This window comes from Streptomyces durocortorensis (assembly GCF_031760065.1).
Lineage (GTDB): Bacteria > Actinomycetota > Actinomycetes > Streptomycetales > Streptomycetaceae > Streptomyces.
Map to the genome: position 1 here is coordinate 3,371,391 of NZ_CP134500.1, position 15,669 is coordinate 3,387,059.

A 15,669-nucleotide genomic window follows, 5' to 3' on the forward strand; every position below is an offset into this window, starting at 1 on the left:
CCTGTGCCAGTCATATCCGCACCACAGGAATTCAACGTCGACGATCTCTACGTTGACCTCCAGTGGGTTTCCGGGCAACCGCTCTACCTCAAGTGCGAAGGGTTCAACTTCGCCGGATCCATCAAACTCAAGGCCGCTTCCGAGATGATCGCCATGGCGGAGCGCAGCGGCGAGCTACAGCCCGGCGACATGCTCGTCGAGAGCTCGTCGGGCAACATGGGAGTCGCCATCAGCCTGCTGGCGAGCAGCCGGGGCTACCGGTTCACCTGTGTGACGGACTCCCGCTGCACCCTGAGCGCCCGGCAGCTGATGGAGGCACTCGGCACCGAGGTGCACGTCATCACGGAGCCGCACCCCGAGGACGGTCTCCTGGGGGCGCGCATCAACCGCGTCAAGAAGCTGTGCGCGGACAACTACGACTACGTGTGGCTCAACCAGTATTTCAATCCCGGGAACTGGCTGGCGCATTTCCAGACGACCGGCCCCGAGATACTGAAGAGTTTCCCCGAGGTCGACGTGGTGTTCGTCGGCGCGGGCACGACGGGCACCCTCATGGGCTGCGCACGCTATCTGCGCCAGGCCAAGCCGTCCGTGCGGATCGTCGCGATCGACACGGTGGGCTCGGTGACCTTCGGTACGCCCGCGGCCCCGCGGTCCATTCCCGGTCTCGGCACGGGGGTGCGTCCGCACATCCTCGACGAGTCCTTCGTGGACGACGTGGTGCATGTGCCCGAGACCGAGACGCTGCGGCTCTGCCGAAGCCTCGCCGACCGCGGCTTCCTCTTCGGCGGGTCCACCGGAACGGTGGTCGGCGGCGCGCTGAGCTGGCTGGAGCGGAACCGCCCCGAGGGCGGGATCACCGCGGTGGCCATCGCTCCGGATCTCGGCGACCGCTATCTGGACACCATCTACAACGACCAGTGGGTCGAGGAGATCTACGGGTCCGGCGCGCTCAAGGCCGCCGACTCCGCGCGGCTACTGACCAGGGGAACCCCATGACGAAATCCGCAGACCTGGCACTCTCCGCGGGCCAGACCGACATCTGGTTCGACGAGAAGCTCTCCGGGGGAAGTCTCGCCTACAACACCGCCGGATACCTGGACATCCGCGGCCCGCTGGACGCCGAGCTGTTCCGCGAGGCGGCGCGGCAGCTGACCGACGAGGCCGAGTGCACCCGCTCCCGGTTCCTGGAGGGCGAGGGCCGGCCGCGTCAGAGCATCCAGCCTCTAGCCGAACTGCCCTACAAGGTGCTGGACTTCAGCGGCGATAGCGACCCGCTCGGGGCGGCGCGCGACTGGATGCTCGCGGACCTCGACACTCCGTTCACTCTCACCGACTTCCCGCTGTTCCGGCTCGCGCTGCTCAGGACCGGCGCGGACCGCTCGTACTTCTACATGTGCATCCACCACTTCCTGTGCGACGGCTACAGCCAGGTCGTCTTCTGGCGACGCCTCTCGGAGATCTACGGCGCCCTCGTCGCGGGCAGGACCGGTGACGAGGGGCGACTGCCGCCGTTGAGCGCGCTGCTGGACGCGGAGCAGGCGTACACCGCATCGCCGCAGGCCGCCAGGGACGCCGCGTTCTGGGCCGCCAGGTTCCCGGTGCCGCCCGCCCCGGTGAGCCTCTCCGAGAGCGACTCCGAGCCCGGCCAGGGCTTCGTACGCGAGGAGTTCTCCCTCTCCCAGGAGCTGACCGGCGCCCTGCGCGACCTTGCCAGGCGGGCCTCGGTGACCTGGCCGACCGTGGTGATGGCCGCCATCGGCGCCTACACCCAGCGCAGTACGGGCCGACGGGATGTGCTGCTGACGGTGCCCGTCACCACCCGCGTGGGCGCGCTGATGCGCGCGGTGCCCGGCATGGTCGCCAACACCCTGCCGCTCCACCTGCGGGTGTCGCCCGCCACCACCCGGCAGGAGCTGCTGAAGCAGACCTCCCGCGAGTTCACCCGCGTGCTCAAGCACCAGCGGCACCGGGTCAGCAGGATCCGCGGCGCGATGGGGCTGCGCAGCGACGACCGGCGTCCCTTCGGGCCGCTCGTCAACATCCTCCCCCAGGACACCCGGATGACCCTGGGGCCCTGCGACGTGACGGTCAACAACCTGTCCACCGGTCTCATCGACGACTTCGAGATCACCGTGGTCGACTCGGCCGACGGTGGCTCCACCCTGCACCTCAGCGGAAACTCCGGGCTCTACACACAGGCGGAGCTGTCCGGGCACGCGGACCGGCTCGCCCGGTTCGTCGAGGCGTTCGTGGCCGCGGCCGACGACACCCCGCTGGGCCGCCTCGCCGCCATGGCAGGGCCCGCGCTCGCGCGGACCCTGGCGGCGGGCACCGGTCCGGTCCGCACCGCGCCCTTCGAGGGGGTGGTCGAGCGGGTGCGCCGCACCGCCGACACCTACCCCGGCGGAGTGGCCGTCATCGACGACAGCGGCGAGATCACCTACTCCTCGCTGGTACGCCGGGCCGGCGCCCTCTCGCGCAGGCTGGACGCGGGCACGGCCGCAGTCCTCGCGGCCCCCGGCATCGGTTTCGTCACCGCGGTGCTGGGCGCGCTCAACGCGGGTGGCTCCTACCTGCCGCTGGACCCCGGCGCTCCCGCGGACCGGCTCGTCGCGCTGCTGCGCGACAGCGGCGCCCGACTGCTGGTGACCGACCCGGCGCACCGGGACTCGGCGGCGCGGATCGCGGAGCTGGCCGGGCCGGGAATCCGTCTGGTCCTCCTGGACGACTCCGAGGACCCGGCGGACGCGCTCGCCGAACCGCGCGGCGGCGGCCAGGACCTGGCGTACACGATCTTCACCTCGGGCTCCACCGGGCGGCCCAAGGGCGCCATGGTGCACCGTGCGGGAATGGTCAACCACCTGCTGGCCAAGGTGGAGGACCTCGATCTGTGCGAGAGCGACACGCTGGTGCAGAACGCCCCGGTGACCTTCGACATCTCCGTCTGGCAGATGCTCGCGCCGCTGCTCGTCGGCGGCCGGGTGCGGGTGGTCGGGCGGGCCGTCGCCGCCGACCCCGAGCTGCTGTTCCCGCTCACCGCCGACGAGGACGTGACGGTCCTGGAAGTGGTGCCCTCGCTGCTGCGGGCCGCGCTCGACTCCTGGGACGCCTGTGGCCAGTACCCCCCGCTCCCCTCACTGCGGTGGCTGATGGTGACCGGCGAGGCGCTGCCCGCCGATCTGTGCACGCGCTGGAGCGCCCGATTCCCCCGCATCCCCCTGATCAACGCCTACGGCCCCACCGAGTGCTCGGACGACGTGACCCACGCCGTGATCACCTCGGACGGCCCGCCTGCCGGGCGCACGACCGCGCCCATCGGCCGCACCGTGCGCAACACCCGGCTGGTCGTGCTCAGCGACGAGCTCCAGCCGCTGCCGGCGGGGACCGCGGGTGAGCTGTACGTCGCCGGAGACGGCGTCGGTCGCGGCTACCTCGGGGACCCGGCACGTACCGCCGCGGTCTTCGTGCCCGACCCGTACGGCCCGCCCGGCACCAGGATGTACCGCACCGGGGACCGGGTGGTGCTCCACCCGGACGGCCAGTTCGAGTTCCTGGAGCGCCGGGACCACCAAGTCAAGGTGCGCGGCCACCGGATCGAGCTGGGCGAGATCGAGGCCGCGCTGCGTGAGCTGCCGCAGCTCGCGGACGCCGCCGTCGCGGTCCACCAGGACACCGCCGGGCGCAAGCGGCTCACCGGCTACCTCGTCCCCCGCGGCGGCGGGGAGGCGGACACCGGCCGGGTCCGGGAGCTGCTGGGCCGCAAGCTGCCCGGCTACATGGTGCCCGCGGAGTTCCTGACGCTGGACGCCCTGCCGCTGACCGCCCACGGCAAGGTGGACCGCAAGGCTCTGCCCGCACCGGAACACGTCGCTCCCGAGGCATCCGGCGAAGCGCCGCGCGGCCGCGCGGAGGAGATCCTCACGGCCGCGATGGCCGAGACGCTCGGCCGTGTCTCCGTCGGCCCGGACGACAACTTCTTCGAGCTCGGCGGCGACAGCATCAACGCCATCCAGGTCGTCGGTCTGGCCCGCCGGGCGGGCCTGGCCATCAGCGCCCGCGATGTCTTCGAGCGCCGCACTCCGGCGTCCCTCGCCGCGATCGCCGGGCCGCTGCGGGAGCAGCCCGCCGCCGCACCGGACGACGGCATCGGCGAGAGCGAACTGCTCCCCATAGCTCACCAGTTGCGCGACTCGCTGGGGACCGCCGAGGGGCCGGTCCGCGAGTACAGCCAGTACGTCGCGGTCGAGGTGCCGGCCGGGGCGGGACAGGAGCGGCTGACGGCCGCGCTGCAAGCGGTGATCGACCACCACGACGCGCTGCGGCTGCGGCTGACGGTGCCCGTGCCCGGCGTGTGGACGCTGGAGGTCCGTCCGGTGGGCACGGTGGACGCCGCCGGAATCCTCACCCGGGTCGCGGCCGCCGACGGACCGCTCGCCGGTCAGATCACGGAGCAGGTCGCGGCGGCCCGTGCCCTGCTCGCGCCCGAGGACGGCACCGTACTGCGGGCCGTCCACATCGACGCGGGCCCGGACCTCCCCGGCCGGCTGGTCCTGGTGGCCCACCACCTCGCCGTGGACGGGGTGTCCTGGCGCATCCTGGTGCCCGACCTGAAGGCCGCCCACGAGGCCCTCGAAGCCGGGGCCACGGTGGCCCTCGATCCGGTCCCCACATCACTGCGCCGCTGGTCGCGGGAGCTGTCCGAGCACGCCCGCTCCGCCCGCAGGGTCAGCGAACTCCCCATATGGACAAGCCAGTTGACGGGCACGGACCCGCTGCTCGGGGATCGGCTGCCGGACCCGGCGAAGGACGTGCAGTCCACCGCCCGCCGACTGCGCACCGAGCTGCCCGCGGACCGCACCGCGGAGCTGCTGACCGCCGTGCCCGCCGCCGTGCACGCCGACATCAACGACATCATGCTCACCGCACTCGCCCTGGCCACGGCCGACTGGCGGCGCAACCGGGGCGCGGAAGGCTCCGAGCTGCTGGTCGAGATCGAGGGCCACGGCCGCGAGGAGTTCGCCGAAGGCCTGGACCTGACACGCACGGCCGGCTGGTTCACCAGCACGTTTCCCGTACGCCTCACCCCGGGCGAGATCGACTGGTCCGACGTGTGGTCCGGCGGCCCGTCCACGGGCGCCGCGCTGAAGCGGATCAAGGAGCAGCTGCGCGAACTGCCCGACCAGGGCATCGGGTTCGGTCTGCTGCGCCACCTCAACCCCCAGACGCAAGGCGCGCTCGCCCGGTTCGCGACCCCGCAGATCGGCTTCAACTACCTGGGCCGGTTCGGCGGTTCGGGCGCCGGCGGCAGCTGGTCGCTGGACGGCTCGGACGCCGTGGTCGGCCTCGGCGCCCACCCGCTGACCCCGCTGCGGCACGTGGTGGAGCTCTCCGCGGTCACCGAGGAGCGGTCCGGCGGCCCAGTGCTGGTCGCCGAGTGGGCCTGGGCGGGCGAGCTGCTGGACCAGCGCGACGTCAGCGAGCTGGCCCGCGGCTGGTTCCGCGCGCTGGAGGCGCTGATCGGCTACGCCCGTACCGCGGGCGACGGCGGCCGGACCCCGTCCGACTTCCCGCTGGTCCAACTGAGCCAGCAGGAGATCGAGGGGTTCGAGCGCGACCTGGGCCCGCTGGCCGACGTGCTCCCCGCCTCGCCGCTCCAGCAAGGACTGCTGTTCTCGGCGGAGTTCGACGCCGAGGGGCTGGACCCGTACACCTTGCAGATCGGCGTGGACACGCAGGGGCCGCTCGACACGGCCGTGCTGCGCGCGTCCGCCGAGGCCCTGCTGCGCCGCCACGACAATCTGCGCGCCTGCTTCCCCGACCGGACCGGCGGTGACCCGGTACAGGTCATCCCGGCCACGGCCGCCGTGGGCTGGCGCGAGATCGACCTGACAGGCCTGACCGGGCCCGAGCGGGACGCCGAGCTGGCCCGGGTGAGCGAGGCCGAGTGGCGCGGCCGCTTCGACATACGGCGCTCGCCGCTGGTCCGGTTCACCGTCGTACGGATCGACGACACCGGACCCGTACGCCACCGGCTGCTGTGGTCGGTCCACCACGCGCTGGTGGACGGCTGGTCGATGGCGATCTTCGCGCAGGAGCTGTTCACGCTGTACGCGCGGGGTGCCGCGCCGGACGCGCTGCCCGAGGTCACGCCGTACCGCGGCTATGTGGACTGGCTGTCCGCACGCGACGACGAGGCGGCTCGTACCGCCTGGAAGGCGGTGCTCTCCGGCATCGAGGAGCCGACCAGGCTGGTGCAGTCGGGGCGGTCCGCGGAACTCTCCCTGCCCGACGAGCTGGTGGTCGAAGTGGACGAGGAGCTCACCGCGGCGCTCGGCACCTGGGCCGGGGCCCGCGGCCTCACGGTCAACACCGTGATGCAGGGCGCCTGGGCGGTGCTGCTGGGCCGCCTGACCGGCCGCCGGGACGTGGTGTTCGGCGCGGTCAACTCGGGCCGCCCCGCCGACCTGGCCGGGGTCGAGTCGATCGTCGGCTCGTTCCTGAACACGCTGCCGGTACGCGTTTGCCTGCGCCCCGACCGCACGCTCCCCGAGGTGCTCGCCGAACTCCAGGAGCAGCAGTTCGCGATGGCCGAACACCAGCACCTGGGGCTGGCCGAGGTGCAGCAGATCGCAGGGGTCGGTGAGCTCTTCGACACGGTTCTCAGCTACAACAACTACCCGATGTCCGACGTCGGCGCGCTCGCCGGACTGGTGCCCGGCCTGAGCTTCGGCGGCGGCCACGCCAAGGTCGTCGCGGAGTACCCCTTCGCGCTGTCGGTCTACCCCGGTGCCCGGATGCAGCTGCACACGCAGTACGCCCCGGGATCGCTCACCCGCGCCGAGGCCGAGTCGGTGACCGGCCGGCTGGTGCGTCTGCTGCACCGGATCGTCGAAGGGCCGGACACACCGCTGGGCCGGCTCGACGTACTGGAGCCCGATGAGCGGCGGACCCTGCTCGGCGACTGGGCGGGCGAGGTGACGGCGGCCCCGCGGACACCGGTCACCGCCCTCTTCGAGGACTGGGCGGCGCGTACGCCCGACGCGCCCGCGGTGCTGTTCGACGGCGCCGAGATCACGTACCGCGAAGTCAACGCCCGCGCCAACCGGCTCGCCAGGCTGCTGATCGACCGCGGCGTCGGACCCGAGCAGCTCGTCGCCCTCGCGCTGCCCCGGACGCCCGAGATGGTGATCGCCGCACTCGGGGTACTCAAGACCGGCGCGGGCTATCTGCCGATCGACGCGGGCTACCCGCCGGAGCGGATCGCGTACATGCTCGCCGACTCCCGGCCCGTGGCCCTGCTGACGACGGCCGAGCCGGCGCTCGACCTGGACGTGCCGGACACTCCGGTGGTGGTACTGGACAACGGGTCCACCACCCGGGCGCTGGCCGGGTACCCGGACACCGACGTCCGGGACGAGGAGCGCACCACGCCGCTGCTGGCGCAGCACGCGGCCTACACCATCTACACCTCCGGGTCGACGGGACAGCCCAAGGGCGTCCTGGTGGACCACGCCGGATTCGCCGCCATGATCGTCAGCCTGACCGAGCGGTTCGGTCTGGACAACTCGGTGCGGGTGCTCCAGTTCGCCTCCTTCAGCTTCGACGCCTCGGCGTGGGAGCTGGGACTCGCCCTGTTCAACGGGGGCGCCGTGGTGGTCGCCGACGACGAGTGCCGTGACCCCGGGCAGCCACTGGTGGACCTGATCAACGACTGCGGTGTCACCCTCGCCGGACTGCCGCCCGTCGTCGCGGGCGCACTGCCCGAGGGGACGGTGCTGCCGGCCGGACTGACCATCGCGGTCGCGGGCGAAGCCTGCCCGCCGGAGGTGGTGGCGCGCTGGGCACCGCACGTACGGCTGTTCAACGGGTACGGACCCACGGAGGCGGTGGTCGCCTCCACCGTGGGCGGCCCGCTGAGCGCCACGGGCCGCCCGCCGATCGGGCGTCCGACCGCCGCCCACCGGGTGTACGTGCTCGACCGTGACCTGCGGCCCGTCCCCCAGGGCGTGATCGGTGAGCTGTACGTCGCCGGGGGCCTCGCCCGCGGCTATCTGAACCGGGCCGGGCTGACCGCGCAGCGCTTCCTGGCCGACCCGTACGGCACGCCGGGCACCCGGATGTACCGGACGGGCGACCTGGTGCGCTGGCTGCCCGAGGGCCGCCTCGACTACGTCGGCCGCAGCGACGACCAGGTGCAGCTGCGCGGCTTCCGCATCGAGCTGGGCGAGATCGAGTCGGTTCTCGCCGCACACCCGGAGGTGGCCGCCGCGGTCGTCATGGTCCGCGAGGACGCCCCGGGCGACAAGCGGGTGATCGCCTACCTGCTGCCGGACGGGGACGATGCGGCAGGCCCCTCGGCGGGCCCGTCCGAGCTCGCCGCGGCCGTACGTGAGCACGCCGCGAACGCGCTGCCGCAGCACATGGTGCCCTCCGCGTTCCTGGTGCTCGACGCACTGCCGCTGACCTCGGCGGGCAAGGTGGACCGCAAGGCCCTGCCCGCACCGGAGTCCGCCGGGCGGACCGAGGGCAGGGCGCCGCGCACTCCCGTCGAGGAGATCCTGTGCGGGCTGTTCGCGGACGTCCTGGGGCTGGACCGGATCGGCGTCGACGAGGACTTCTTCGCTTCGGGCGGTCACTCGCTGCTCGCCACCCGTGTGGTCAGCAGGGCCCGCTCGCTGCTCGGTGTGGAGCTGCCGATCCGGACCCTCTTCGAGGCGCGTACGGTCGCCGGGCTCGCCGAGCGGGTGGCCGTCGCGGCCGAGGCGAGGCCCGCACCGCGCCTCGCACCGAGGACCGGCGGCGTCGGGGACGGTGTGTCACCGCTGTCCTGGGCCCAGCAGCGGCTGTGGTTCGCCAACCGTCTGGAGCAGGGCCGGCGGGGCACGTACAACGTGCCCTTCGCCATCCGGCTGACCGGTGAACTCGACCTCCAGGCGCTCCAGTCCGCGCTGAACGACCTCGTCGGACGCCACGAGGTGCTGCGCTCGCTGTTCCCCGCCGTCGACGACGTGGCCTACCAGCGGGTGATGGACGCCCCGGCGGGCGACCCGGTGCTCGTGGCGCGCCGGGTCTCCGCGGCCGGGCTCGACCAGGCCCTCACCGAAGAGGCGGAGACCGGGTTCGACCTGACCGCCGCGCCGCCGCTGCGGGCCAGGCTGTTCGCACTGGAGGAGTCGGACGACACCTACGTCCTGCTGCTGGTCTTCCATCACATCGCCTTCGACGGCTGGTCGATCGCCCCGCTGGTGCACGACCTGACGGTCGGCTACCGGGCGAGGGCCGCGGGCCGGGAACCGCAGTGGACACCGCTGCCGGTGCAGTACGCCGACTACGCGGTGTGGCAGCGCCTCCTCCTCGGCTCCGCGGACGACCCCGACAGCATGCTGTCCGGGCAACTGGCCTACTGGACCGGGCATCTGGACGGGCTTCCGGACGAACTCCGGCTTCCCAGGGACTTCCGGCGGCCCGCCGTCGCCACCCATGACGGCGGCACGGTGGAGTTCACACTCGACGCGGAGCTGTACGCGGAGCTCGGCGGCGTGGCCCGGCAGTCGGGGGCGACGCTGTTCATGGTCCTCCAGGCGGCGTTCGCCGCGCTGCTGACGAGGCTCGGCTCCGGTACGGACATCGTGCTGGGCAGTCCGATCGCCGGCCGCACGGACGAGGGGCTCGCCGACCTGATCGGCACGTTCATCAACACCCTGGTGCTGCGGACCGACACGTCCGGCGACCCGGCCTTCCACGAGCTGGTGGACCGGGTCAGGGAAGTGAACCTGTCCGCGTACGCCAACCAGGACGTGCCCTTCGACCAGATCGTCGAGGCGCTCAACCCGGCACGCTCGCTGGCCCGGCATCCCCTGTTCCAGGTGATGCTCGTGATGCAGAACACCGACGACGCCGCACCGGCCGCCCTGCCGGGTCTCGACCTGACCATGCAGCCCGTGCCGCAGCGCATGACCAAGTTCGATCTGCGTCTGCAGTTCGACGAGTCGGACGACCCCGGGGCCAGGCTGCGCGGAGTGCTGGAGTACGCGACGGACCTGTTCACCCGCTCCACGGCCACCGTCCTGGTGGGTCACCTGCAACAAGTACTGCGAGCCGTGGCCGCCGACCCCGGGGCGCGGATCTCGACCATCGATCTTCTCGAAGGAAAGGAACGGCGGCTCGTGCTGACCGAGGGGAACCACACAGATCATGAGGCGGCCACGGGCACTCTGCCGGAGCTGTTCGAGGCTGCCGCCCGGCGCACCCCCGACGCCCCGGCCCTGGTCGCGGACGGTGCCACACTGACCTACCGGGAGCTGGACGCCAGGTCCAACCGTCTGGCGCGTCATCTGCTCGCCCTGGGCGCGGGGCCCGAACGGATCGTGGGCATCTCCCTGCCCCGCTCCCCCGACCTCGTCGTCGCGCTGCTCGCCACGGTCAAGTCCGGTGCGGCCTACACCCTGTTCGAGCCGACGCTGCCGGCCGGGCGGGTCGAGTCGCTGGCCGGGCAGGCCCGCCCGGTGGCGCTCGTCACCACGCCCGCATCGGCGACCCGGATGCCGCCCGGACACCCCCGGGTGCTGCTGGGCTCCCCGGCGCTCGACACCGTGCTGGACGAGCTGCCGGACACCCCACTGGTTTCGGCGGAGCGCGGGGACCCGGCCCCCGCCGACCCCGCGTGCGTCGTGTACGCCTCCGACGCCGACGGGCGGCTGCTCGGCACGGTCGTGGAGCACCGGTCGCTGGCCGCCCAGGTCTCCTGGGCCGCCGGGGACGAGGCGTCGGCGGGCGCCCGGACGCTGCCGTCGGCGCTGACGTTCGCCGGCACGGTGAGCGAGGTGTTCGGCCCGCTGGCCGCCGGTGGCTCCGTACTGCTCGACGAGCCCGCGGAGCAGCGTCACCTCTCCGTGGTGGACGGCGGCTTCACCATCGAGCCGGACGACCGGGTGCCCGCCGGCATCCTGGCCGGAGGGCGCCCCGGTGCCCACACCCACGCCTACGTCCTGGACGAGAAGCTGGCACCGGTACCGGTCGGGGCCTTCGGGGAACTTCACCTGGCGGGCGGCCTGCTGGCCCGCGGCTACCTGGGCAGGCCGGGCCAGACGGCGGAGCGCTTCGTCGCCGATCCGTACGGGCCCGCGGGCAGCCGGATGTTCCGCACCGGTGAGACGATGCGCTGGACCGAGGACGGCGTCCTGGTCCCGGCCGATCCCACAGCCGTACGTCCCGAGGTGACCGCACCGGACAGGGCCCCGGCGGCTCCCGCCCGCAGGGCGCCGCGGACCCGCCACGAGGACGTGCTGTGCGGGGTGCTCGCGGAGGCCCTGGGCCGGGACACGATCGGGATCGACGACAACTTCTTCGACACCGGCATGGACTCCATCCGGTCCATGCGGGTCGTCAGCGGCGCCCGCAAGGCCGGCATCGACATCAGCATCGCGGATGTGTTCGCGCATCAGACGGTGGCGGCGCTGGCCGCCGAGGTGGACCGCAAGGAGGGCCCGGTCCGGCAGGACCCGCCGCGCGGCTCGGTCATCGACGAGGTCTTCTCGGCGCTCGGTTCGCCGGACGAGCACGACCCGTTCGCGACGGTGGTCCCGCTCAAGCCGACCGGCACCAGGCCCCCGCTGTTCTGCCTGCACAGCGGTGTCGGCTTCGCCCTGCCGTATGTCGGCCTCGCCCGGCACATCGGCGACGACCACCCGATCTACGGCATCCAGGCGCCGAGCATCACCGAACTGGCCCCGCTCCCCGGGAGCGTGCGGGAGATGGCCGCGCAGTACGCCGCACTGATCAAGGAGGTTCGCCCGCAGGGCCCGTACCACCTGCTCGGCTGGTCGTTCGGCGGCTCGCTCGCGTACGAGATCGCCGTGGAGCTCCAGCGCGGCGGCGACGAGGTCGGCCTGGTCGCCGACCTGGACTCCTACCCGCGCACCAAGGACGACGAGGTCGGCGACGACCAGTCGCTGCTCGGCTGGGTGGTGGAGCTCGTCGGCCACGACAAGTCCGAGTTCGCCGGGCGGGAGCTGACCCCGGCGGACGTGGTCGGCGTGCTGCGGCGCGGAAACAGCCCGATGGCAGCGCTCGGCGAGGAGCGGGTGCTCGCGATGCTGGCGACGATGCGCAACAACGGGCGGCTGCTCAGCGAGTACGAGCCGCGTGCCTTCGAGGGGAAGCTCGACCTCTTCGTCGCCACGGCGAACCTCTCCGATCCGGAGATCGCCGACCGGGTCGGGCAGTGGACCCCGCATGTCAAGGACGCCCGGGTCGCCGTGCACCAAGTGCCGTGCAGCCACGACTACATGATGCACCCCGACCCGCTCGCCCTGGTCGGCGCGGCCGTCGCTGCCGAGCTTCGGCGGCTGCACATGACCGCGGCGCTCGCCGCGGGTGGCACCTCATGACCGCCACGGTCACCGCCGAAGCGGCCCGCTCGCTCGCGGAACCCGCCGGCAGGGGGCCCGCCGCCGCCGTCACCGAGACGCTGGCCGTGGCGGGCCGGCGCCTGCGGCATCTGCGCCGGGCGCCGGGCCGGTTCCTCGGCATCACCCTCAACCCGCTGCTGACCATGCTCGTCCTCGGATTCCTGCTGGAGAAGTCGCTGGTCATCCCCGGCTCGGGCGACTACCGGGAGTACCTGTTCGCGGGCGCCGTGGTGCAGGGCGCCCTGGCCGGAGTGGGGCCGACCGCCATCGCGGTGGCCAGTGACGTCCGGGGCGGGGTGATCGACCGGTTCCGGTCGATGCCCGTCTCGCGCGGGTCGGTGCTCTTCGGGCACACGCTGGCCGACTTCGTGGTCGGCCTCGGCGGTCTGGTGGTCGTCACCGGATTCGGGCTGCTGCTGGGGTGGCGTCCGCACGCCGGCCCGGCCGCCGTGCTCGCGGGCTTCGGGCTGATCGCGGTCTTCCTCTACGTCATGCTCTGGGTCGGTGTCCTGCTCGGCCTGACCTCGCGCAGCCTGGAGACGATCAGCTCGGTCACCCCGCTCGTGGTCACCGTGCTCCCGTTCCTGTCCAGCGCCTTCCTGGCACCGGCGAACCTCCCGTCCTGGCTGCGGACCTTCGCCGAGTGGAACCCGGTCAGCGCGGTGGCCCAGGCCTGCCGTGAGCTGTGGGGGAACCCGGTGGCCGAGGGCTCCGGCTTCCCGGCCGAGCACCCGGTGCTCGTCCTGGCACTGACGCTGGGCACCGTGTTCGTCCTCGCCGCCGCCACGGCGCTGCGCCGCTACCGCACCGTCGGCACCTGACCCCCCGCGAACCACCCTCCCGAGAGCCCGGCCGTCTCCCCCGACGGCCGGGCTCTCCCCCTTGTACGTGCGTCGTTCACGTGGACCGGCGCACTCAAGCGGTCCATCAGGCAGCGGTCAGCTCCGCGTCAGCTGGCCGGGACATGATCTGAAACGTACGGCGGTACCGCCGTAGCGAAGTGCGGCAGTCGAAGACAGAAACGGAGAGTGCGCTGTGAGCAACCCCTTTGACGACGCGGACGGCTTCTTCCTCGTACTGGTCAACGAGGAGGACCAGCACAGCATCTGGCCCTCGTTCGCCACGGTGCCCGACGGCTGGACCGTGGCACTGGAGGCCAGTACCCGGGAGACCGCGGTGGCCTTCGTGGAGAACAACTGGACCGATCTGCGCCCGCGTAGCCTGCGGGAGCAGAGCGCCGGCCCGAGCCGCTGACCCCATGGGCTCCGAACTGGCGATAGAGGCGACCGGGCTGCGCAAGCGCCACAAGGAGAAGCAGGCACTCGACGGCATCGACCTGTCGGTGCCGTCCGGCAGCGTACTGGGACTGCTCGGCCCCAACGGGGCGGGCAAGACCACCACCGTGCGGGTCCTGTCGACCCTGCTGGCTCCGGACTCCGGTTCGGCCCGGGTCGCGGGCTTCGACGTGGTGCGAGAGCCCCACGAGGTGCGCCGCAGAATCGCGCTGGCCGGTCAGTACGCTGCGGTCGACGAGCTGCTGACGGGCCGCCAGAACCTGGTCCTGATCGGGACCATGCTGCACCTGGGCCGGGCGGAAGCACGCCGTCGCGCCACCGAGCTGCTCGCGCAGTACGGGCTTCAGGACGCTGCCGACCATCCCGTACGTACCTACTCGGGCGGTATGCGGCGGCGGCTCGACCTGGCGAGCTGCCTGGTCTCGCGGCCCTCCGTGCTCTTTCTCGACGAGCCGACCACCGGCCTCGACCCGGCCAGCCGAATCCTGCTGTGGGCGGCGGTGCGCGACCTCGTGAACGAGGGCGTGACCGTACTGCTGACCACGCAGTACCTCGAAGAGGCCGACCAGCTGGCCGACCGCATCGTGGTGATCGCCGACGGGCGGGTGATCGCCGACGGCACGGCGGAGCAGCTCAAGGGCAAGGTGGGCCGGGCGAGGTTGCAGTTCTCCGTCGCCGACCGCTCCGAACTGCCGGCGGCGCTCGCGGCCCTGGCGCCCGTCACCGCGGCGGGCCCGCACGTGGACGAACAGCGCGGCACGGTCACACTGCCGGTCGTCGCAGGGCTGGAAGACGTCGCCGCGGCGGCGGCCGCACTCAGGGACGCCGGTGTGCAGGTCGCCGACTTCGGTCTGCGTCAGCCCACACTCGACGACGTCTTCCTCCATCTGACCGGCCATGCGTCGACACAGACGTAGGGCGCCTCTCCCGGAACTCCACGACACCGCACAGCGGGGGCGAGACCCATGCAGAGAATCCACTTCACCGCGTCCGACCTGGCCCGTACCCGGTTGCAGAGCACTCTCGGCCCCGTCGCCGAAGGTGTCTTCGCACTCGGGGTACTGGCCAGGTCGGGCCATGCCGACTACGCGAGATGGCGGGGCGAGGTCCTTGGGCGGCTTCGCGGGCGGGCCTCCTCCGGGCCTCCGCTCGCCCAGCTGCTGCGTAACCTCAGCGCCCCGGACGATCTGCTGTTCCTGCTGGAGCGGACGCCGCCGGCCGACGGCACCAGGCAGCCGGCGCTGCCCCGCTCCGATGCCGCCAGGCTGGCTCTCGACGTGTGGCGCACCGGCGTCGCGCCGTACTGGGAGCGCATCCAGGAGCGGCTGGAGGCCGAGTGCGAGGCCCGGGGCCGGATCGCCATGACCGGTGGGGTCGAGCGGCTGCTGGCCACCCTGCACCCCAGAATCCTGTGGAACGCGCCGGTCCTGGAGATCCACGACGGCCCGGACCGCGAGGTGCGCCTGGACGGCCGTGGTGTTCTGCTGTGCCCCTCGGTCTTCATGCCGGGGCGGGCCGGCCGGATCGTCGAGTCCGAGCGGGAGTCCGGCATGGCCGCGCTCGTGTTCGCCACTCCCGCATCCGCCACCCGCGCCGCCGACCTGTGGGGCAGCCCCGACAACAGTGTGCAGGCGCTCAGCGCGCTGGTCGGGCAGACCCGGGCGGCCGCACTGCGGGCGCTGACGGCCGCCTGCACCACCAGCCAGCTCGCCGACCGGCTCGGGATCTCCTCGGCGGGCGCCAGCCAGCATGCCGCCATCCTGCGGCAGTCGGGGCTGATCACCACGCGCCGGGTGCGCAACAACGTGCTGCACATCGTCACTCCCCTCGGCATGGCGCTGCTCGGCGGCCGGTTGCGCGACACGATGGCCCCTTCCGCGGGCAGGACCGCGGCGGACCTCGTGCAGAGGTCCGCCGCGAGCTGACGGCCGCTCCCGTCCCGCCGCCTCCCGTTCGCGCGG

At 72.7% G+C, this 15,669-nt stretch carries 6 protein-coding genes; all 6 read left to right on the top strand.

What is annotated here, in order from left to right; translation table 11 throughout:
• The first annotated feature begins 3 nt into the window (after nucleotides 1–3).
• The 6 genes from sbnA (at nucleotide 4) to RI138_RS14890 (ending at nucleotide 15,633) form a co-directional block, all read left to right on the top strand.
• Entirely contained in the window at nucleotides 4–999 is a 996-nt protein-coding gene (sbnA, locus tag RI138_RS14865; RefSeq protein ID WP_311120310.1) for a 2,3-diaminopropionate biosynthesis protein SbnA, read from the top strand.
• Entirely contained in the window at nucleotides 996–12,392 is an 11,397-nt protein-coding gene (locus RI138_RS14870) for a non-ribosomal peptide synthetase (protein WP_311120311.1), read from the top strand. The genes sbnA and RI138_RS14870 overlap by 4 nt, the downstream gene beginning before the upstream one ends.
• Complete coding sequence (locus RI138_RS14875) at nucleotides 12,389–13,234, top strand: ABC transporter permease (protein WP_311120312.1); 846 nt, start codon at nucleotides 12,389–12,391, stop codon at nucleotides 13,232–13,234. Before RI138_RS14870 ends, RI138_RS14875 begins: the two co-directional genes overlap by 4 nt.
• 214 nt (nucleotides 13,235–13,448) lie before the next feature.
• Entirely contained in the window at nucleotides 13,449–13,667 is a 219-nt protein-coding gene (locus RI138_RS14880; RefSeq protein WP_311120313.1) for an MbtH family protein, read from the top strand.
• A gap of 4 nt (nucleotides 13,668–13,671) precedes the next feature.
• Nucleotides 13,672–14,625, top strand: a complete 954-nt coding sequence (locus RI138_RS14885; RefSeq protein ID WP_311120314.1) for an ATP-binding cassette domain-containing protein — start codon at nucleotides 13,672–13,674, stop codon at nucleotides 14,623–14,625.
• A gap of 48 nt (nucleotides 14,626–14,673) precedes the next feature.
• On the top strand, nucleotides 14,674–15,633 hold the full coding sequence (locus RI138_RS14890) for an ArsR/SmtB family transcription factor (RefSeq protein ID WP_311120315.1): 960 nt from the start codon (nucleotides 14,674–14,676) through the stop codon (nucleotides 15,631–15,633).
• Nucleotides 15,634–15,669 lie beyond the last annotated feature (36 nt).